Origin of the sequence: Bradyrhizobium shewense (genome assembly GCF_900094605.1) — a bacterium.
In the GTDB taxonomy this organism is placed as follows: domain Bacteria; phylum Pseudomonadota; class Alphaproteobacteria; order Rhizobiales; family Xanthobacteraceae; genus Bradyrhizobium; species Bradyrhizobium shewense.
The window spans coordinates 1-19,744 of record NZ_FMAI01000025.1; the positions used below are offsets into that span (position 1 = coordinate 1).

General features: G+C 64.4%; 18 protein-coding genes and 1 riboswitch. Of the genes, 4 read left to right on the top strand and 14 right to left on the bottom strand.

The genetic code is table 11. The features are described from left to right. Positions 1 to 317 precede the first annotated feature (317 nt). From GA0061098_RS33595 to GA0061098_RS33615, 6 genes are all read right to left on the bottom strand, one after another. A complete protein-coding gene (locus tag GA0061098_RS33595; protein WP_091965715.1) occupies positions 318 to 899 on the bottom strand; it encodes a hypothetical protein in 582 nt (193 codons plus the stop codon). A 53-nt stretch (positions 900 to 952) separates the two neighbouring features. Beyond that, the gene (locus GA0061098_RS33600; protein ID WP_091965716.1) at positions 953 to 3,190 is read right to left on the bottom strand and encodes a TonB-dependent receptor; all 2,238 of its coding nucleotides are present in this window, start codon (positions 3,188 to 3,190) and stop codon (positions 953 to 955) included. 113 nt (positions 3,191 to 3,303) lie between these two features. After that, positions 3,304 to 3,518, bottom strand: a riboswitch (cobalamin riboswitch). A gap of 43 nt (positions 3,519 to 3,561) precedes the next feature. Next, on the bottom strand, positions 3,562 to 3,813 hold the full coding sequence (locus GA0061098_RS33605; RefSeq protein WP_245323774.1) for a hypothetical protein: 252 nt from the start codon (positions 3,811 to 3,813) through the stop codon (positions 3,562 to 3,564). A 112-nt stretch (positions 3,814 to 3,925) separates the two neighbouring features. Next, the gene (locus GA0061098_RS33610) at positions 3,926 to 4,135 is read right to left on the bottom strand and encodes a hypothetical protein (protein WP_091965718.1); all 210 of its coding nucleotides are present in this window, start codon (positions 4,133 to 4,135) and stop codon (positions 3,926 to 3,928) included. A gap of 138 nt (positions 4,136 to 4,273) precedes the next feature. Continuing rightward, entirely contained in the window at positions 4,274 to 4,450 is a 177-nt protein-coding gene (locus tag GA0061098_RS45305) for a hypothetical protein (RefSeq protein ID WP_018320305.1), read from the bottom strand. 124 nt (positions 4,451 to 4,574) lie between these two features. Then, a complete protein-coding gene (locus GA0061098_RS33615; protein ID WP_091965719.1) occupies positions 4,575 to 6,311 on the bottom strand; it encodes an adenylate/guanylate cyclase domain-containing protein in 1,737 nt (578 codons plus the stop codon). A gap of 317 nt (positions 6,312 to 6,628) precedes the next feature. Here GA0061098_RS33615 and GA0061098_RS33620 point away from each other — a divergent pair, with 317 nt between their 5' ends. Beyond that, on the top strand, positions 6,629 to 8,815 hold the full coding sequence (locus GA0061098_RS33620) for a transglycosylase SLT domain-containing protein (RefSeq protein WP_091965720.1): 2,187 nt from the start codon (positions 6,629 to 6,631) through the stop codon (positions 8,813 to 8,815). A gap of 79 nt (positions 8,816 to 8,894) precedes the next feature. Here GA0061098_RS33620 and GA0061098_RS46410 read toward each other — a convergent pair whose 3' ends face one another. The 3 genes from GA0061098_RS46410 to GA0061098_RS33630 all read right to left on the bottom strand — a co-directional run bounded on the left by GA0061098_RS46410 (position 8,895) and on the right by GA0061098_RS33630 (position 9,828). Continuing rightward, on the bottom strand, positions 8,895 to 9,056 hold the full coding sequence (locus GA0061098_RS46410; RefSeq protein ID WP_245323777.1) for a hypothetical protein: 162 nt from the start codon (positions 9,054 to 9,056) through the stop codon (positions 8,895 to 8,897). 191 nt (positions 9,057 to 9,247) lie between these two features. Continuing rightward, positions 9,248 to 9,436, bottom strand: coding sequence for a hypothetical protein (locus GA0061098_RS45315; RefSeq protein WP_165637762.1), 189 nt, complete (start codon positions 9,434 to 9,436; stop codon positions 9,248 to 9,250). Next, positions 9,433 to 9,828, bottom strand: coding sequence for a hypothetical protein (locus GA0061098_RS33630; RefSeq protein ID WP_091965722.1), 396 nt, complete (start codon positions 9,826 to 9,828; stop codon positions 9,433 to 9,435). The genes GA0061098_RS45315 and GA0061098_RS33630 overlap by 4 nt, the downstream gene beginning before the upstream one ends. Before the next feature lie 710 nt (positions 9,829 to 10,538). On the opposite strand from GA0061098_RS33630, the gene GA0061098_RS33640 reads away from it, so the two are divergent. The 3 genes from GA0061098_RS33640 (at position 10,539) to GA0061098_RS33650 (ending at position 14,098) form a co-directional block, all read left to right on the top strand. Further along, entirely contained in the window at positions 10,539 to 12,962 is a 2,424-nt protein-coding gene (locus GA0061098_RS33640; RefSeq protein ID WP_091965723.1) for a PAS domain-containing sensor histidine kinase, read from the top strand. Then, entirely contained in the window at positions 12,959 to 13,624 is a 666-nt protein-coding gene (locus tag GA0061098_RS33645) for a response regulator transcription factor (RefSeq protein WP_018320299.1), read from the top strand. The genes GA0061098_RS33640 and GA0061098_RS33645 overlap by 4 nt, the downstream gene beginning before the upstream one ends. Before the next feature lie 87 nt (positions 13,625 to 13,711). Further along, positions 13,712 to 14,098, top strand: coding sequence for a response regulator transcription factor (locus GA0061098_RS33650; RefSeq protein WP_091965724.1), 387 nt, complete (start codon positions 13,712 to 13,714; stop codon positions 14,096 to 14,098). A gap of 63 nt (positions 14,099 to 14,161) precedes the next feature. Here GA0061098_RS33650 and GA0061098_RS33655 read toward each other — a convergent pair whose 3' ends face one another. The 5 genes from GA0061098_RS33655 to GA0061098_RS33675 form a co-directional block, all read right to left on the bottom strand. Beyond that, a complete protein-coding gene (locus GA0061098_RS33655) occupies positions 14,162 to 15,133 on the bottom strand; it encodes a tripartite tricarboxylate transporter substrate binding protein BugD (RefSeq protein WP_091965725.1) in 972 nt (323 codons plus the stop codon). Between the two features lie 87 nt (positions 15,134 to 15,220). After that, positions 15,221 to 16,462, bottom strand: a complete 1,242-nt coding sequence (locus GA0061098_RS33660) for a threonine synthase (RefSeq protein WP_091965795.1) — start codon at positions 16,460 to 16,462, stop codon at positions 15,221 to 15,223. A gap of 231 nt (positions 16,463 to 16,693) precedes the next feature. Next, on the bottom strand, positions 16,694 to 18,115 hold the full coding sequence (lpdA, locus tag GA0061098_RS33665; protein ID WP_091965726.1) for a dihydrolipoyl dehydrogenase: 1,422 nt from the start codon (positions 18,113 to 18,115) through the stop codon (positions 16,694 to 16,696). A 17-nt stretch (positions 18,116 to 18,132) separates the two neighbouring features. Continuing rightward, the gene (locus GA0061098_RS33670; RefSeq protein WP_091965727.1) at positions 18,133 to 18,366 is read right to left on the bottom strand and encodes a hypothetical protein; all 234 of its coding nucleotides are present in this window, start codon (positions 18,364 to 18,366) and stop codon (positions 18,133 to 18,135) included. Positions 18,367 to 18,388: 22 nt separating this feature from the next. Then, positions 18,389 to 19,744 carry a pyruvate dehydrogenase complex dihydrolipoamide acetyltransferase gene (locus tag GA0061098_RS33675; RefSeq protein ID WP_091965728.1) on the bottom strand — a complete coding sequence of 452 codons (1,356 nt, stop codon included), beginning with the start codon at positions 19,742 to 19,744 and terminating at the stop codon, positions 18,389 to 18,391.

The following is a 19,744-nucleotide window of genomic DNA, read 5'->3' on the forward strand; positions in this document are numbered from 1 at the left end:
CGCACGCGGTTACGGACTCACAGGGACTACCCGCCCTGCCCGCACCTCTCATGCCGACGCTGCCGCGTCCACCGCAAGCCCGGCTCGCGACAGTGACGACACATGATCGCCCCTCTTGGATGAGCCGGGATGCGCAAGACATACGCCGAAACCGAATTTCGGTAAAGTGGAATATTTTCGGCGACGAGGATTGACAGACGGCGACACAGGCTCGGTCGCGTAGCCCGGATGGAGCGCCAGCGTAATCCGGGACAGTGCAAAATGCCGGGCAAGCGGCCCGGATTACGCATTCGCTCCATCCGGGCTACGAGCGCCGCTCAGGCCGACATCGCTCGGTTGCGTCCGAACGGGTCGACCACACGCACGATCTCACAGATCGCGACGAGGCCGGCGAGCCAGACCGCGCTGGTCAGTCCAATGCGCGTCACGATCGCGGCGGTGAAGGCGCCCTCGCCGCCGAGGAGCGGCGTCGCGGCGAGCAGCGCGAGCTCGTAAATGCCGTAGGCGGCGATGAGCGTGATCGCCAGCGCCAGCGGCGTGCGGCCCTGCGGCAGCAGGCCGAGCACCACCGACGAGGCCGCGGTCGCCAGAAGCGCGGCCGCGCCGATCACGAAGCCCCAGGCAATGGTGCTGGCGTCAACGGGATAATGCAGCACGCCGAAACCGATGGTCTGGTTGACGAGCCAGGCACCGGTGACGACGAGCAGCGCCGGACGCTGCGGCACCATCGCCGCGGCAATGACGGCGAAGGCCGCGAACGGCGTGGCGCACGCGAACGCAAAACTTGCGAGCGCGCATGAGGCCGTCAGCAGCGCAAAGCAGAACATCGGCGCAAGGCGCGGCGCGACCGGGTGAAGCCGGAAGCGATCGTCGCCAGACGGCAGGATGCTGAGAGCCATGGGTAAATCTCCTTCTTTCGAATTCTAGTCCATTTAGGGGCGCGTGACGAAAATCAGAACGTTGCGCCGGCCTTGAGCAGATAGGTGCGGCCGGGCAGCGGATAGGCGCTGAAGCGGCCGTCCGTGAAGGTGCTCGCGATGGCATAGTCGTAGTAGAGCGCGTTCAGCACGTTGTTGACGCTGAGGGACCAGAAGTAGCGCTCAACCTGGCCGCTGAGCTTGAGATCGATCGTGCCGTTGGCGGGGATCGGCTTCTGGGTGCCCGCCTGGTCGTTGTCCATGCGACGCTCGCTCCAGAAGCGCGCGGTGGCATCGAGCACCACGTAATTCTGCCAGATGTTCCAGGTGACGCCCGCACTCGCCGTGTAGCGCGAGACCAGCGGCACGTCGTTGCCGGCCCAGATGCCTTCGCGGAAGACCGCGCTTGTATAGGCCACGCCGGAGCGCAGCAGCAGGGCGTCGTTGACGCGATAGGATAGACTGGTCTCAGAGCCGTAGCGGCGGGTCGGATCAAGATTGGTGTTGTAGAACAGGACCGGATTGAAATGGACCTCGTTGGTGAGATCCATCAGATAGACACTGCTCTGCAGCTGCAACCCGCCGCCCTTGATGCGAACACCGCCCTCAATGTCCTGCGAGGTCTGGGTCCTGAGCTGGAACGTTTGCGGGATCGCAGCGAAGGTAAAGGGATCGAACGAAGGCCCTGAGGACAGGCGCTCGTCGACATCAGGCGTGCGGAACGCGCGCGCAACGCGGCCGAACAGCGAGACCTGGTCGTTGAGGCGATGCTCGGCGCCGAGATGCAGCGCATATTGGGTCTCGTTGCTCGTCAGCGGCAGCGCGCCGATGTCGGCGTTGAACGGAGCTGCCGGGTCGAAATTGTCGCGTGCCGCAAGCCTGACGTACTGCACACGCGCGCCGTAGGAGATGTCCGTCGTGGGCGCGATTCCGAATGTGTGCTGGAAATAACCCGCAACCGTCTGCTGCCTGAGGTCGTAATTGTGCCATGGGGAGAGCCCCTGCCCGGCGCCGCGGTTCTGCTCAAATCTCGCATCGTAATAGTCGATGCCGGTCAGGAGCTGCGACGGCATGCCGAGCAGCAGGCTCTTCACGCTGAGCCGCGGCGTGATCGACCATGTCGTCAGATGGGAACCGACATAGGTCGACGTGAAGAACGCCGGAACCGGCGTCGGGGTGGAGAAGAAAGCACTCTGCTGCTTCTTGTCGCGCACGCCGCCGTCGACGATGAGATCGACGCCGTTGACCAGGGTCTTGGTGAAACCCGCAGTCGCGCCAAAACCCTGCTGGTTGGCGTAGTTGAAGGGCGTGCTGGTCCCTCGCCGGTTGGCCCTGAGCTCGTCGAGGCCGATGGAGGGATCGACGGTGCGGCCGCCCGGCAGTCGCAGCTCCTGATTGTCGCCAGTGACGGTGAGAAAAGCGGTCAGGCCGGGCGTGGTGTAATTGAGATTGCCGACGCCATTCTGCTGGGAATAGCGGTTGTTGTCGCGATAGCCATCGGTCCTGACCGTATTGCCGTAGAACGAGGTCGACCACGGACCGGAATTGAGCGAGGTCGACACGTTGCCGAGCCTGGTGTTGAACGAGCCGAAGCCAGCCTCGATGCGCGCGGTCACGGGCGGTCCGCCAACGCCATTTTTGGTAACGATGTTGATCACACCGCCGACCGCGTTGTCGCCGTAGAGCACCGCGCCGGAATTGCCCCGCGTGATCTCAATGCGTTCGATCGAATTGAGCGGGATGGTGGAGAGGTCCACCTGCGCCATGTCGATGTCGTTCAACCGCCGGCCGTTGACCAGCACCAGCGTGTTGGCGGTGGCAAAGGCGCCGAAGCCACGCAGGTCCACGCTGGTCTTGGCGCCGATCTGGCCGCCATAGAGCGTCGTGATCTGGGCCCCCGGCGTCTGCGTCGCGATGATCTCAGCAAGCGTCTGCGATGGCGAATGCGCGATATCCTCGGCCGTGATAACGGTCGTGGCGGCCCCGACGATGCCGCCGCTGCCGGCGGCAGCCTTACCGCCGGAGCCGGATGAGCCGGCGCCATTGCCTGCCGGCGCGTCATTCGTCCTCACCCGCTGCCGCGTCGCCTCGCCGTCACCGATCGCCCTGGCGCGCGTGCGGTTCTGATCGTCGGGCCTGGTCACTACGATCGGCGGCAATTGCTCGGCAAGCGCCTGCTGGGCGAAGGCGGAGGACAGATCGAGCGAATGGAGGGAAACGGATGCGAGCAGGCCGGCGCTGAGGCGCCTGGCAGCAGGGACAAGACGGGACACAATTGTAACCTCGGTATGACGTCAGTGGCACGTCACAGCGAACGAGGTTTCACGGCAGAGCGATGGATGCTCCGGTGAAGCTAATGTCTGTACTCCCCGACCGACATCTTCGCGTGTGACCACGGCTGACGGCAGGTCTCCTGGCTCGCGGGTCGTGACCTTTCGTCGCCTTCCCAGGACCGAGATTCCCAGTGGCATGAGACGAAAGATTCACCGCTTACAGTTGCGGGGGCAGCCGTGGCGTTGAGACAAATCCCTGCGTTGGGACAATCCCGCACCACATTCCCTTTTGATCTCCGTGAGGAGAACCGTCGCCGATCATTTACGAGCCGTTGGCCGCGGGAGTCAATCGACCGGTGCATGCCGGGCGCTCAGGTCCGCCCTCGCACCCGTTGCGCCTGGGCCCAGGCGACAGCGACGTCGCGCGGCGGAACATCGACGCGCTTGATCGGGGTCAATTCGCCGGAGGCCGAGACGATGGCGGTCTCCTCGCGGCGACAGCGCGTGCAGACAAAGCGCACCTCGTGCGGAGACGCCGACCAGCTCGACCGCTTCACATTGGCCGCCATCGGCCAGGCATCACAATGCGAGCACGACACCAGAAATCGACCGGGATCGAGCATACCCATTTCCATCGGACTCCACGTCCTGCCCACTTGCTTCAATGATTAACCCAAGTGAATCGTTCCGGTGTCCCAGCACCGCCGCTGGGTGCGCTGCGAGAAAGCGGTGGCCTCAGCGCGCGCCCCTGAGGGTGCAGGAGGTGGTGCAGGTTACCGTGGTGCCGCGATCGCATGATTTGCAGGCACTGACGCACTGGTTCATGTCGCGGGGATTGTAGCTGTAGTTCCGCATCGGGCAGGTCGGCGTCGAGCCGGTGATATCCTGCTCCTGGTCGCAGGCCGCCGTCATGAGCGCGAATAGGATCACGGCAACGAGGCGCATGTGATTGCCCTGTCAAACATGGCAAATGACACTCGCGAGGTGCGCTGCATTGCAGCGAACCCCGGCCTTTCCACCACGAGCGATCGCTCGCGAGGTCAAGGATGCGCGCCAAACCTTAAGAACGGATTGCAGCCGGCGTCAGGCAGCAGCCTTGGTCGCGATCGCCTGCCGCATGTCCACCGCCAGCTGACGGTACTGTTCCGAGAGTTTCAGATAGAACTCGCGCTTGGTGCTGTCGGTGGCGAGCTTGGCGATCAGCTCGCATTCGGCGGTGAGCGTCTCGAACCGTTCCAGCCTGTCCTGAAGTTCCGTCATCGGCGTGTCCCCGTCAAACGCCTCAAGGACATCCAACCTAAGCCCGGGAAATAGGTCACGGCGAACATCGTTATCGAGTAGAAACGTTTTTTCCGGACAGGGCGGGCTGGGTCAACAAAAACGGCTATTTCTGCTCCAGCCGCCAGGCACCGTCCCACCCCTCTTCCGGCGGCTTGGCCTCGAATTGCGCGATGCGGCCGAGCATCGTGCGCGAGGGGCCGTCACCGGGGACGGCTTCGAGCGCGGCGTTGAAGGCGGCGCGCGCCTCGTCGAAGCGGCGGGCCCGATAGGCAGCGAGCGCTTCGGCATAATGCGCGCGCAGGCTGTCCTGCGCGCCGGTGAGTGCGCCCGCCCGCGCCATCACCTCGAAGATCGGCTGCGGCGCGCTCTGGCCGGCGACCGCCAGATGATCGATCTCGCGCAGCTCGAGCCGCGCTCCGATCGCGTCAGCAGTTGCCTGCGAGATCAGGATGCGGGTGCCGTAGACCTTGTTGACGGCCTCCAACCGCGAGGCCAGGTTCACGGCGTCGCCCATCACGGTGAAGCTCATCATCAGCTCGGAGCCGATGCTGCCGGTCAGGACCTCGCCGGTGGCGATGCCGATCCGCAGGTCACACGGCGCCGGCATGGCGCGGATGCCGAGCAGGTCGGGCAGCTGCTTCTGCAGCGCGGGCACCTGGTCGACCATCTCGGTTGCGGCGATGCCGGCCAGGAGCGCCTGCTCGTCCTCCTCGATGAAGGGCGGGCCCCAATAGGACATGATGGCGTCGCCGATATATTTGTCGATGATGCCGCGATTGCCCCTGATCGGTCCGGACATCACCGTGAAATAGTGGTTCATCACCCTGACGAGGCCGCGCGGGGTCATGCCCTCGCTCATCGAGGTGAAGCCGCTCATGTCGCAGAACATGATGGTCATGACCCGGCGCTCGCCGTCGATCGCGACTTCGGGCCGGTCGATCAGCCCCTGCACCACCTTGGGATCGATGTAGCGGCCAAAGGTCTCGCGGATGCGCTCGTTGTGCCTGAGCTGCTCGGTCATGCGGTTGAAGGCCGCGGCGAGCTCGCCGATCTCGTCCTGCGTGGAGACGGTGATGGTCTTGTCGAAGCGGCCGGCCTCGACTTCGCGGGTGCCGGCGAGCAGCAGCCGCACCGGGCGCGTGATGCCGCTGGACACCAGGAGCGCAAAGGCAAAGCCGACGATCGCCGCGAGCACAGTCACAATGGCGGAGATGACGATCGCCTGATGCTGACGGCCGATCACTGTCCTTGTCGAGGCAAAGACCTGCTTCAACATGTCCGCGCGGATGGTGTCGATCCTCTGATTGAACTGATCGCGCAGTGTATCGAGATGCTCCAGCGTGCCACGCACCTCGGTCATCTGCTTGTCATCGACCTGCTTGAGCAGCTTGGCATGATCCTCATTCATTGCCTGCCGAAGTTCGGTGAGCGCGGTTTCGATGCGCGTCTCGATCCGCGCCAGCCCGGCATTGTCGGACGGCGTTCTGGAATCGTCGATGATCGCGTTGATGAGCGTGCGTGCGGCCTCCGCCTCGTCGTCGATCTTGCGATCGGCCTCCTCAAACTCTCGCAAGCGCGCCGCGTAGGCTTCCTCCTCCGACGGCGCCTGCATTTTCATCATCACCATTCGCCGCAGCGCCACCGACCGCTCCAGCGAGCGAATGTTGGCACGCGCCAGATGTCCATAGGCCGGGATGTAGCGGTTGGTCAGCTCGTCGAGGAGGATTCCGACCTGGCTCGACATCACCATCGACAGGATCGAGGTGACCAGCATCAGGACGATCAATCCGAGGGCGATACCGACGATCTTGCGCCTGATCGACTGGTTGAAAATCGGCATAGAAGGACAAAAGCCAAAGGGACGGAGCGAGGGAACTCCATACACCGGATCTGGCTGCGGGAACACGCGCAATCTGGGCTTGTGACGCCCAGAACCAAGCCAAGCCGTCGCGCGGGCCCGGATCGTTAACAAAGGTTAACCGAACTGACCTTTGCTCCCGAGCCGAAGTTCCCTCGTCACATCCGTATTTTGCCGCATTGTTGCGACAGCGTGGGGAATGCGAAACGATGCCGTAGCATCGTTTTCGATGTCGTTGATTCTCAAGCCGCATGTCGTCGCGGACCTTGGTTTGTAGTGGTTCGCAGGGGGACCATGGGATGAACCAGTGCCTACGCTCGCTCGCGTGTCTCGTTGCCGTGGCCGCAATGGCCCTCCTTCCCACCGAGCTGGCGGCCAAAAGCAGCCACAAATCGTCCGCACCGAAAAAATCGCATGAGGCGAAAGCCGGCAAGCAACGTCATGCGGTGGCCAAGTCCCGTCACGGCAGGCATGCCGAGGCCAAGCGCAAGTCGAAGAAGACCGGCGACGAGCCGTCAGAGAAGCCGGCCGCCCCGCCCCTCACCGGCGACCTCGCCGCGCTGAAGGATGCGATCGACCTCGCGCGCAAGGGCAAGACGGATGATGCGAGCGCGGCGCGCGACCGCATCACTGATCCCGCCGGACAGAAGCTCGCCGACTGGTTCATGCTGCGCCATTCCGAGAGCACCGCCAATTTCAAGCGTTATGCCGCCTTCCTTGCCGCCAATCCGGGTTGGCCGAGCAGCGCCCTGCTCCGCCGCCGCGCCGAGGCGCGGCTGTGGCAGGAGAAGGCCGACGCGGCCACCGTGCACAAATTCACCATGGACCGCCCGACCAGCGCCAAGGGCAAGTTCGCCCTCGCCCGCGTGCTGCTCACTGAAGGCGACGCCGACAGGGCTGCCCGCCTCGTGCGCGAGGCCTGGCGCACCGACGAATTGTCCGAGCGCAGCGAGGAGGATTCCTACGAGGCGTTCCGCGATCTGCTCAACTCCGAGGATCATCGCGCCCGCATGGACAAGCGGCTCGGCGCCAAGGACTATGCCGGTGCGCGGCGCGCGGCAAAACGGCTCGGCGAGGATGCGCTGGCGATCGTCAAGGCCTGCGCCGCCGTCACCGGCAAGGCCAGCAAGGCCAACTATTATCTCGAGGACGTACCGACTGAAGCGCGCCGCGATCTCGGCTATGTGCTGTGCCGCGCCCAATGGCACCTCCAGAAGGACCGCATCGACGATGCCGCCGAGGTGATCCTGGCCGCCGCGCCCGACACCATGGCCGCGCAGGACACCGACGCCTGGTGGCGCGAGCGTCGCCTGCTCGCGCGCAAGCTGCTCGACCAGGGCAAGTTCAAAACGGCGTATGATGTGGTGCGCACGGCCGCGGTGCCCGAGAAGGAAGTCTACCGCGTCGACTATCATTTCATGTGCGGCTGGATCGCGCTGCGCTTCCTGAGCGATCCCCAGGCGGCCATGGTGCACTTCGCCGCCATCGACGCAGGCTCGGCCAATCCGATCGCGCTGTCGCGTGCCCATTACTGGCGCGGCCGTGCCGCCGAGGCGATGGGCGCGACGGCCGATGCGCGCATGAGCTACCGGGCGGCCGCGCGCTATCCGACCGCCTATTACGGCCAGCTTGCGCGCGCAAAGCTCGGCCTCGATCGCATCGAGCTGCGACCGCCCTCGCCCGTGCTGGCCGCGCTCGACACTCCGCCCGCAGACGAGCGCGTGCGCGCCGCCGACATGCTATACGGCATCGGCGAGCGCGACACGGTGTTTTATTACGCCGAGGATTACGCCAAGGAGAGCACCGACGTCGCGGCCCTCGAGGGCCTCGGCGAACTCGCCGGACAACACCGCGACGCGCGCGTGATGCTTGAGGTCGGCAAGTCGGCGCTGGCGCGCGGACTCGCGCTCGACCATTACGCTTTTCCGACCATCGGCATCCCCGAGCACCAGCAGGTCGCGCCCGCGATCGAGACCAGCGTGATCTATTCGGTGGCGCGCACCGAAAGCTCGTTCGACCAGCGCGACAAGTCGCCGGCCAATGCGGTCGGGCTGATGCAGGTGACACCTGAAGCCGGCCGCGACACCGCCAAGCGCTTCGGCCTGACTTACGACTGGGACAAGATGGTCTCCGATCCCGTCTACAACACGCAAATGGGCGCGGCCGAGCTCAGCGCGCTGCTGTCGGAATATCGCGGCAACCAGATCATGACCTTTGCCGGCTACAATGCCGGCCGCGGCCGCGTGCGCGAATGGGTGCAGGCCCGCGGCGACCCCAGGGATCCCAAGGTCGATCCGGTCGACTGGGTCGAGCGCATCCCGCTGTCGGAGACGCGCAACTACGTCCAGCGCGTGATCGAGAACGTGCTGGTGTACCGCGCCAGGTTCGAGGGCAGCAGCATGGTCGCCGGCAAGTCCGACCAGCGCGTCACGACGCAGGAAGTGAGCGCGGCACCAACGGGATCGGCCGCAGCCCCCTCACCCTAGCCTCGCCACCGCCGGGGCTGGACGCGGCGCGGGCTGGACGCGGGACTGCGGCCGACTGTTCTGCGCGGCCGTCATCGAGTTAGCCGTCACCTCCTTCCATGGTCAGAAGGTCGTACTCGCGCAGATATGCCTCGGCCAATGAGCGCGACAGCGCGCCCATCTGAATCATCCAGGCCCAGCTCGAGATCGCCGTCAGCACCGCGATCGCCTCGAACGGGATGCGGGGCCACAGCATGTCCATGGCCGTCTGCTGACGGTAGCAACCGTAGTCGCAATACCGCTCTTGCTTGGACACATGCCGGACGTAACTCGCACCCAGCGGCCGCGCGCATGCGCTGCAGACGCCGCCGTGGCAGGGATGTTCCCGATTGACGAGCATGAATCTCAATGCCGTGTCCTCTCCTGCCGAATGCGTCCTGCCAGCCTGACGGCTCAAGATGCCGCGCGCGTACGTCCCTCGATCAACGGCGCGGCCTCGTGATGAAGCGCGTAGCAATCGTAGCCGCAGTAGCGCAGCAGCGTCCTGGCATCGCGCAGATAGCCACCATCGATCTCCTCGCAGCACCAAAGGCACGACGTCTTGCGGAACGGGGTTCTGCCGTTCACCAATATGAATCTCACGTGGCACCTCCCAACGCGAAACAGTAGACCAAGTCGACCAGAGAGGCGGACGGCGGTGGCGCGCAGATATGGTTGCGGCCGTCGGGATTGTCTCTGTTCCGCTCGACCTTCTGGGACGGGATCAGGATGTATTTGCCGTCTTCCCGGCGCCGCGCGTAGATCCTGCCGTCGACGTAGCGAATCTCGGTCGGGTAGCAATCGGCATTGTTGCAGCAGCTCAGAACCGGATTGTCCGGCATGTGCCAGCTCGAATAGAACTTCTCGTGCAGCAGTTGATCCTGAGCCGGATGGTGACGATGTGAACCATCCTGTCCGACTTCGTCGGCCTCCACGCCCGTCACCAGCGGAAGCGGCAGCGCGATCGCCAACAGGAGCTTGCAGGTACGGTTCAACGCAGCCTCCCGACGAAGAAATTGCCTGAGGTGGCAGACGCGGCGGCTGGTCCTCAGGCCGCCTGATATCGGAACAACCAGCGGCGGTCGCGCTCGCGGCGCGCCCTGAACCGGTCGAGACATTTCCTCGAGCAGAGCGGCGTCCGCCAGGAATAGTATCGGATCAGGCCAAACTTCGCCGCGCAGACAGCACAGCCTTTGGTCTCAGGACGGCGCTCGGAGTAGTCGGGGCTATCGCACATCATCCTCTCCTCTTGACCTCTTAGGGGTCCCGGCTTCCTTGTGCGCAAGCACGGGTCGCCACGGTCGTCACGGAAAATGCGGCTTCTCAATCGTGACCGCCAATTCATCCGGCAAGTCAGGGGGCGGATGCAGAGCCTGGCTCGTTGGGGGCAACACCGCCGAGCCTTCAGCAATTTGTGCTCCGCAATCGTCTCCTCTTGATTGGCTGCAAAACTAGGCCGACTGCAACGCATCGCTCAATTGTACGGAGGTAAATGCACGCTAGAACTAGGGTTGTGCGAGCTATACGTAGGTTTGGCCGTAGTTTTGCGGACCTCTGCCCGCCTGCGCAACGACACGGCGCAACGCGCGCAAGCTGCACGGCAACCGGGAGTTTTGCCGAGAATCCGACTTTGGTCGGGGGCAATTGCCCCTGTTCTGGCAAAGTGCTCTACTCGCCTTGACGCTAGCGCGCCGGGACGCTTGCGATGATGCCTGGCCAAATCACGAAAATCGGGACTTCGGCCGCACAATTCCTGCTCGGCGGCCTTGCGGCGCTTCGATCATTCGGCAACGGCGAGAAGGACCGGTCCGCGGTCGCTGACGCCTCGCGGCAGAACACCGATCTGCGTGACGCCATGAAGCAATGGCGCGAGGTGTTCGAGCACAATCCGGTCATGTACTTCATGGTCGATCCGTCCGGAACGGTGCTCAACGTGAATACGTTTGGCGCCGCACAACTGGGCTACACGACGGCCGAGCTGATCGGCCAATCCGTGCTGAACGTCTTCTTCGAGGAAGACCACGACTTCGTTCGTCAATGCGTCGCTTTGTGCCTCACGACCGTGGACCAGTCGCATACCTGGGAGATTCGCAAGTTCCGGAAGGACGGGTCGGTGCTCTGGGTCCGCGAAAACGCCAAGGCGATGCTGCGCGGCGACGGCACGCCGATCCTGCTGGTCGCTTGCGAGAACATCACCCAGCGCAAGGAGACCGAGGATGCGCTGCGACAGAGCGAGGCCTATCTCGCCCAGGCCCAGGAATTGAGCCACACCGGCAGCTTCGGCTTGAACCTCGCCACCGGCGAGGCGGTCTGGTCGAGGGAGACCTTCCGCATCTTCCGATGCGATCCTGCGACGAAGCCGACCCTGAACTTCGCCTTTCAGCGCATCCATCCGGAAGATCGCGACATAGTCCGCAGCACCCTCGATCGGGCCTACCGGCTGGCGGAGGATTTCGATCACGAATACCGCCTGCTGATGCCCGACGGATCGATCAAATATCTCCATTCCGTGGCGCGCGCCGTGCGGCACCCATCCGGGCGCATCGAGTTCGTCGGAGCGGTGACCGATGTCACGATTGCGAAGGAAGCGGAACAGAGGCTGCGTCGCAGCGAAGCCTATCTGGCCGAAGCCCAACGCCTCAGCCAGACGAGCAGCTGGGCCTGGGACGTTCATCGTCAGGAGTTCGCCTACCGGTCGGCTGAACTGTACCGACTGTTCGGGTTTGAGCCGGACCAGACCGATCTCCCGGCCCGGGCTTTTCAGCAACGTATCCTGCCGGAGGACTTTCGGCGGATTGTCGAGGTGGAACGTGAAGCTGTCAGGCAAAAGCAGCCCTTCCAGATCGACTTCCGGATTGCGCGCCCCGACGGTTCGATCAGACGCGTCCACAGCGAGGGACATCCTGTGATCGGCCGCGACGGCGAGGTGATGGAAATCATCGGCACGCACGTGGACGTCACCGAGCAGTTCGCGGCGAAAGATGCGCTGCATAAGGCGTTCGACGAGCTCAAGACATCCGAACAGCGCTTCCGCGACTATGCCGAAACCGCATCGGATTGGTTCTGGGAGACCGGGCCGGACCACCGCATTACCAGGATATCGGAGCATGCCGAAACCTCCAGCGCGGCGCCGAAGGGCCTGATCGGCCTGACCCGCTGGGACATTCCGCCCGACGCCGAGTTCGAGCCGGAGAAATGGGAGCAGCATCGCGTGGCGCTCGATGCCCACGTTGCGTTCCGCGATCTGATCTACCGCAGCAGGGATGGTAACGGATCTCCAATCTACGTGCGAACCAGCGGCAAGCCGTTCCATGATGCGACAGGCAATTTTCTCGGCTATCGCGGCGTCAGCAGCGACGTCACGGCGGCGATCCGCGTCGAGCAGGCGGAAGAGGCGCTGCGCAAGGCGCAAGGCGAGCTCGCCCACGTCACCCGCGTCACGACGCTCGGCGAACTGACCACCTCGATCGCCCACGAAATCACACAGCCCCTTGCCGCGGTGATCTCCAATGCGGACGCTTGCATCGCTTGGCTTGACCGCGACCCCGCCGACCTGAAGGCCGCGCGCCGTTCCGCAGAATGGATTGTCGAGGACGCCAATCGGGCAAGCGAGGTGATCCGCCGGATCAGGGCGCTTGCGAAAAAGACCGAGATCGAGATGGCTCCACTCGACATCAACCAGGTCGTCAGGGAGGCAGTGGCGCTGGTTCGGCGCGAGCTGGCGATCCATGCGGTGTCGGTGCGAATGGAGTTGGCGTCCGACCTGCCCAGGATTTGCGGCGACCGGATCCAGCTTCAGCAGGTGCTGATCAACCTGGTGGTGAACGGCATCGATGCCATGCATGCCAATGTCGACCGCCCGCGCGAGTTGGCGATCCGCTCGAGCCGGACGGACGACGACCGCCTGCTCCTCACCGTGACGGACAGCGGTGTCGGCCTTGGCAAAGACGTCAAGGAACGCATCTTCACTCCCTTCTTCACGACCAAATCGGGCGGTCTGGGAATGGGACTCTCGATCTGCCGATCGATCATCGAGGCTCATGCGGGCCGGCTTTCGGCCATTCAAAATGAAGGGAGTGGTGCAACATTCCAGATCGCCCTGCCCTTGCCAAACAAGGACACGTCGTGACTGATCATGCCAAGCAGGCCCAGGCGAGCGCCGGTGATCCGATCGTCCTGATCGTCGATGATGATCCGTCGATGCGCCGTGCGCTCACCAATCTCTTTCAATCGGTCGGCCTTAAGGTCGAAGCCTTCAGTTCGGCGGCGGAAATCATGGAGGCGAAACCGCCTGCAGTCCCCAGTTGCCTCGTGCTCGACATCCGCCTGCCCGGCTTGAGTGGCCTCGACCTCCAGGCGGACCTCGCCAAAGCCAATATTCACACGCCCATTATCTTCATCACCGGTCACGGCGATATTCCCATGACCGTAAGAGCCATGAAAAGCGGTGCCGTCGATTTTCTGACCAAGCCGGTGCGCGACCAGGACATGCTGGATGCGGTGCAGGCGGCGATCGAACGCGATCGCAAGCGGCGCGATGCCGAGCAGTCGATCTCAGGCGTGAGATCCCGTTACGAGGGGCTGACGGCGCGCGAACGCGACGTCCTCGCCCTGGTTGCGTCCGGCCTGATGAACAAGCAGGTCGCCGCCGAGCTTGGATTGGCCGAAATCACCGTGAAGATCTATCGCGGCCAGATCATGCGGAAAATGGCGGCGAAGTCGTTGGCCGACCTCGTCAGAATGACCGACGCGCTCGGAATCCCGCGCAACAGGGGTCATCTGCAAACCTAAGTATGCTTTCCAATCTCGCTCCGGTGGCCCACCTTGCCTCGAGCGGCTGAATCGTGGCCGGCGGCTCCCCGTGCAGGAGCGATTATATTGTCAGCGTCTTCGATCGTTTCCGTCATTGATGATGATGCCTCCGTTCGCCTTGCGACGAACAACCTGCTGACGTCGCGCGGGTACACGGTCTACACCTTTGGTTCGGCTCACGAATTTCTCCAATCCGCCGAACTGGAGACGACCTGCTGCGTGATCACGGACGTGCAGATGGCGGTCATGAGCGGCGTCGAGCTGCTGACGCATATGCGCGGCCTCGGGCGCATCACGCCCTTCATTTTCATGACGGCTTTTCCGGACGAGGCCGTGCGCGAGCGGGCACTGAGGGCCGGCGCGATCTGCTTTCTCGCCAAGCCGTTTTCAACGCCGGCCCTGATCCAGTGCCTGGAGACCGCACTGTCGGACCCCGGCGACGCCACGATGTGAAGCGACGGCGCCCCGTCCCGCCGGGTCCCCAGACCAGGACACGCCTGCGGCCATGCGTCGTGCTCAATCCACCTTGATGTTGGCCGCCTTGATCATTGGCCACCATTTGGCGATCTCGGCCTTCTGACGGGTGCCGAGCGCTTCGGGCGTGAGCTGGTCCTTGGGCGTCATCTCCAACCCCTGGCTTTCGAGCTGCTTCTTCACCGCCGGATCGTTCAGCGCCTCCACCGCCGCAGCATTGAGTTTGGCAACGATCTCCTTTGGCGTGCCCTTCGGCACCCACATGCCCGACCACAGCGTCATGTTGAAACCCTTCAAGCCCGCCTCCTCCGCGGTCGGAATCTCAGGCGCCGAGGACAGGCGCTTGCTGTCGGTGATGGCGTAGGCGCGGATGGTGCCGGCGCGGACCTGCGCGATGGAGTTGGAGGTCTGGTCGATGATGACGTCGATCTGGCCGGCGATGAGATCGTTCAGCGCGGGCGCGGTGCCGCGATACGGCACGTATTGCAGCTTGATGCCGGAGACGCTCTCGAAATAGACGCCGGCGATGTGGCTGCCGGAGCCGGCGCCGGCGGTGCCCGCTGTCGGCGGCGACGGCCGGGACTTCAGCCATTCGATCAGCTCTTTCAACGAGGTCGCGGGCACCGCGTTCTTGCTGACGACGATCATCGGATTGCTCGGCAGCAGCACCACCGGCTCGAGGTCGGCAACGAGGTCGTATTTGAGCTTGTAGACGGCCCCGTTGGCGACGTGAGTGCCGAGATGGCCGAAGGAGATCGTGTAGCCGTCCGGCGGCGATTGCACGGCGCGGCCGACGCCGATCGACCCGCCCGCACCGGTGACGTTCTCGACCACGAGGGGCTGGCCGAGCGCAGTGCGCATCCGCTCGGCGAGCACACGCGCCATCGCATCCGACGGGCCGCCGGCCGAGAAGGGCACGATGATGGTGATGGGACGGGAGGGATAGTCATCGGCGCGCGCGGCGCCGGTCACAGCGAGAATAGCAAACAGCGCAGCCCAGACGGCTTTCGTCATTGTCTTCTCCCCAGCGATGTCGTTCTTGTTTTTGTCTCTTCCCGCGTACGGGAAGAGGGATCGTTCGTGAAGAGACGAAATGACGCGCTAGAACTGCGTGTAGTCGATCGGCTTGTGACGGTCGAGCGTGCGGGTGACCGGCGGCAGCGGATATTTCAGGCCGGTCGCGCAGTTGAACAGCATGACGCGGTCACCCTTCGAGACGCGGCCGTCGGCGAGGCTGTCCTTGTAGGCAGCGTAGGTGGCGGCGCCCTCGGGGCACAGCAGCAGCCCCTCCTCGCGCGCGACCTCGTTCAGCGCCGACGAGATCTTGTCGTCGTCGACCGCGATGGCAAAGCCCTTGCTCTCGCGCACCGCGCGCAAGATGAGGAAGTCGCCGATCGCCTGCGGCACGCGGATGCCCGAGGCGATGGTGTGGGCGTCCTCCCAGCGTGTCGCATGCTCGGTGCCGGCGTCATAGGCCCGCACCATCGGCGCGCAGCCGGAGGCCTGTACCGCGACCATGCGCGGGCGCTTCGAACCGATGAAGCCGATCTTCTCGAGCTCGTCGAAGGCCTTCCACATGCCGATCAGGCCGGTACCGCCGCCGGTCGGATAGAAGATCACATCGGGCACGTCCCAGCCGAGCTGCTCGGCGAGCTCGAGGCCCATCGTCTTCTTGCCTTCGATGCGGTACGGCTCCTTCAGCGTCGAGGTGTCGAACCAGCCGACTTTGGCCTTGCCCTCGCCGACGATCTTGCCGCAATCGTCGATATAGCCGTTGACGCGGTAGACGGTCGCGCCCTGCAGCTCGATCTCGCTGACATTCACCTCGGGCGTATCGGCCGGGCAGAAGATCGTGGTCTTGATGCCGCAGGACGTGGCGTAGGCCGCCAGCGCAGCGCCCGCGTTGCCGTTGGTCGGCATCGCCATGTGCTTGATGCCGAGCGCCTTGCCCATCGACACCGCCATCACGAGGCCGCGCGCCTTGAACGAGCCGGTCGGCAAACGGCCCTCGTCCTTGACGATGATCTCGCCGCCGCCGAACTTCTTGCCGAGCTTCGGCAGCCGGATCAGCGGCGTGGTGACCTCGCCGAGCGAGACGATGTCCTTGCATTTGCGCACCGGCAGCAGCTCGCGGTAGCGCCACATGTCACCGGGCCGCTGCGCAAGTGCGTCTTTGGTCAGCGCCTTCTTCACGCCGGCGAGGTCGTAGCGCACCAAGAGCGGCTTGCCCGCCTTGGAGAGGTTGTGGACCTGGTCGGCGGCGTAATGGTCGCCCTCCATCGCGCATTCGAGATGGGTGACGAAGGTCGGGCGTTCGATGGTGAGGTTGTCGTTGTCGTGCATGGGTTCTTCTTCCCTTTTCTTGTTCTCGTATTTCGCTATCAGACCCGTCACCCAGGTGCGCTTCATGCGGCGCATCGCGCCGGATGAAGAGCCTCGAAGGGCGACGAGCCCGGGTGCTGCATCTCGGCCGTTCATCCTTCGAGGCTCACTCGGCGGCGCGGTGCGCCGCCGAACTCGCACCTCAGGATGACGGAACTGATGGCAGCGCGCTGTGCCGCAGCCCTCGTTCCATCAAATATTCAACACCCTTCCATACGCATCCAGCACGGCTTCCTTCATCATCTCCGACAGGGTCGGATGCGGGAAGACCGTGTGCATCAGCTCTTCTTCCGTCGTCTCCAGGTTCATGGCGACGACGTAGCCCTGGATCAGCTCGGTGACTTCAGCGCCGACCATGTGGGCGCCAAGGAGCTGGCCGGTCTTCTTGTCGAAGATGACCTTGACCAGGCCCTGGTCCTCACCGAGCGCGATCGCCTTGCCGTTACCGACGAAGGGGAAGCGGCCGACGCGAATCTCCCGGCCGCTCTCCTTGGCCTTGGCTTCCGTCAAACCAACGGACGCGACCTGCGGGTTGCAATAGGTGCAGCCCGGGATCAGGTTCTTGTCCATGGGATGCGGATGCAGGCCCTTGATCGCCTCGACGCAGATCACGCCCTCATGCTCGGCCTTGTGGGCGAGCATCGGGGGCCCCGCGACGTCGCCGATGGCGTAGATGCCGGGGACGTTGGTCTTGCCGTAGCCGTCGACCACGATGATGCCGCGGTCGGTCTTCACGCCGGCTTTTTCCAGGCCGAGATTCTCGATATTGCCGACGACGCCGACGGCCGAGATCACGCGCTCGAACTCGGTGGTCACAGGCTTGCCCTTGCCGTCGTCGATGGTGGCGACGACGCTGTCGGCCTTCTTCTCGAGCTTGGTCACCTTGGTCGAGGACATGATCTTGAGGCCCTGCTTCTCCAGGCGCTTGCGCGCGAGGCCCGCGATCTCGGCGTCTTCGACGGGCAAGATCTGCGGCAGCACCTCGACCACCGTCACGTCCGAGCCCATGGTGTGGAAGAACGAGGCGAACTCGATGCCGATCGCACCGGAGCCGACCACCAGCAGCGACTTCGGCATCCGCTCCGGAACCATGGCCTCGAAGTAGGTCCAGACCAGCTTCTTGTCGGGCTCGAGCCCCGGCAGCACGCGCGGCCGCGCGCCGGTCGCGATGATGATGTGCTTGGCCTGATAGGTCCCCTCGCCCAGCGCGCCCTTCGGGCCCTCGACGTCGGACTTCTTCACGGTGACCTTGCCGGGTGCGTCGATCGATGCCGCGCCCCAGATCACGCTCACCTTGTTCTTCTTCATCAGGAAGCCGACGCCGTCGTTCAGCCGCTTGGAGACGCCGCGCGAGCGCTGCACCACGGCCTTCGGGTCGAACGAGACCTTCTCCGCCGAGAGGCCGTAGTCCTTGGCGTGCTGCATGTAGTGATAGATCTCGGCCGAGCGCAGCAGCGCCTTGGTCGGGATGCAGCCCCAGTTCAGGCAGATGCCGCCGAGATACGACTTCTCGACGATCGCGACCTTGAAGCCGAGCTGGGCGGCGCGGATGGCGGTGACATAGCCGCCGGGACCGGAGCCGATGATGATGACGTCGAAGGATGTATCGGCCATGGCGGCTCCCGTTCAACTCAAGAGGCGCCGCGGGCGCGGCGCTTGACCAGAAAAGACCTCACCAGCCATTCGAGCATCACCGCCAGGACCATGACGGCCAGAGCGATGAGCACGATGGGCTGGGCGATGTTCCGTGCCAGTTGCTCACCGGCAAAGAACGCAGAGTGCAGAAAATCGAGCCCGATCGGGTTGAGCGCGACCGCGGCTCCGAGCAGCAGCGATATCCATGGCCAGCGGGTACGGACATGCAAAATTGCGCCCTCTGCCGCCGCGTCAGACCATCATCATGACGGGGTTTTCGATCAGTTGCTTGAAGGCGCCGATCAATTCGGCCCCGAGCGCACCGTCGATGGCACGGTGGTCGCAGGACAAGGTCACGCTCATCATGTGCGCGATCTCGATCTTGCCGCCGCGCACGACGGGCCGCTCCTCGCTGGTGCCGACCGCGAGGATGGTCGCATGCGGCGGGTTGATCACGGCGGTGAAGTGGCTGATGCCGTACATGCCGAGGTTGGAGACCGCCGTGGTGCCGCCCTGGTATTCGTCGGGCTTCAATTTGCGGGAACGTGCGCGGGCGGCAAAATCCTTCATCTCGTTGGAGATGGTCGAGAGCGTCTTGGTCTCGGCCTTGCGGATGATCGGCGTGATCAGGCCGCCGGGCATCGCCACGGCGACGCCGACGTCGGAATGGTGGTGCTTGACCATGCCGCTTTCGGTCCAGCTGACGTTGCAGTTCGGAATCTTCTGCAGCGCCACCGCCATCGCCTTGATGACGAAATCGTTGACCGAGATCTTGTAGAGCGGCTTCTTCTCCTTGTCCTTCGGCGCGGCAGCGTTGATCTCCTCGCGCGCAGCGAGCAGCTTGCCGATGTCGCAGTCGATGGTCAGGTAGAAGTGCGGGACGTTCTGGATCGACGCGGTCAGGCGCTGCGCAATGGTGCGGCGCATGCCGTCATGCGGGACGATGTCGTAGGAGCCGGGCTCGAACAGCGACAGGATCTGCTTGTCCGACATGGTGGGCGCGATCGAGGGCGCACCGGACGGTGCCGCGGCAGGCGCCTTGAGGCCCTTGCCCGACTTGGCCTGCTCGACGTCGCGCGCGACCACACGGCCGTGCGGGCCGGTGCCTGTTACCATCGACACGTCGATGCCGGCGTCCTTGGCGAGACGCCGCGCCAGCGGCGAGGAGAACACGCGACCACCTTGGCCGTTGCTCTGCGCGGCCGGAGTTGGGGCCTGCGGCGCAGGTGCAGCAGCCGGCGGCGGCGCGGCTTTGGGAGCGGCAGGCGCAGCTGCGGGAGCAGGCGCGGCAGCAGGAGCCTCGGCAGCTTTCGGAGGTGCGGCCGAAGCGCTGGGCTTGGCGGCACCCGCCGCCTTCACGTCCTCGCCTTCGCCGGCGAGCACCGCGATCACGTCGTTGACCGGGACGTCCTGGGTGCCCTCAGGCACCAGGATCTTGGCGATCGTGCCCTCGTCGATGGCCTCGACCTCCATCGTCGCCTTGTCGGTTTCGATCTCGGCGATGACATCGCCGGATTTGACCTTGTCGCCTTCCTTCTTCAGCCACTTGGCGAGGTTGCCCTTCTCCATCGTCGGCGAGAGAGCGGGCATCAGGATGTTGATGGGCAT

Coding starts and splice junctions, on each gene's coding strand:
- GA0061098_RS33595 (WP_091965715.1), bottom strand. CDS start 899: ATGGCTCTCAGCATCCTGCCGTCTGGCGACGATCGCTTCCGGCTTCAC.
- GA0061098_RS33605 (WP_245323774.1), bottom strand. CDS start 3,813: ATGCTCGATCCCGGTCGATTTCTGGTGTCGTGCTCGCATTGTGATGCC.
- GA0061098_RS33610 (WP_091965718.1), bottom strand. CDS start 4,135: ATGCGCCTCGTTGCCGTGATCCTATTCGCGCTCATGACGGCGGCCTGC.
- GA0061098_RS45305 (WP_018320305.1), bottom strand. CDS start 4,450: ATGACGGAACTTCAGGACAGGCTGGAACGGTTCGAGACGCTCACCGCC.
- GA0061098_RS33615 (WP_091965719.1), bottom strand. CDS start 6,311: ATGCCGATTTTCAACCAGTCGATCAGGCGCAAGATCGTCGGTATCGCC.
- GA0061098_RS33620 (WP_091965720.1), top strand. CDS start 6,629: ATGAACCAGTGCCTACGCTCGCTCGCGTGTCTCGTTGCCGTGGCCGCA.
- GA0061098_RS46410 (WP_245323777.1), bottom strand. CDS start 9,056: ATGGACATGCTGTGGCCCCGCATCCCGTTCGAGGCGATCGCGGTGCTG.
- GA0061098_RS33640 (WP_091965723.1), top strand. CDS start 10,539: ATGATGCCTGGCCAAATCACGAAAATCGGGACTTCGGCCGCACAATTC.
- GA0061098_RS33655 (WP_091965725.1), bottom strand. CDS start 15,133: ATGACGAAAGCCGTCTGGGCTGCGCTGTTTGCTATTCTCGCTGTGACC.
- GA0061098_RS33660 (WP_091965795.1), bottom strand. CDS start 16,462: ATGCACGACAACGACAACCTCACCATCGAACGCCCGACCTTCGTCACC.
- lpdA (WP_091965726.1), bottom strand. CDS start 18,115: ATGGCCGATACATCCTTCGACGTCATCATCATCGGCTCCGGTCCCGGC.
- GA0061098_RS33675 (WP_091965728.1), bottom strand. CDS start 19,744: ATGCCCATCAACATCCTGATGCCCGCTCTCTCGCCGACGATGGAGAAG.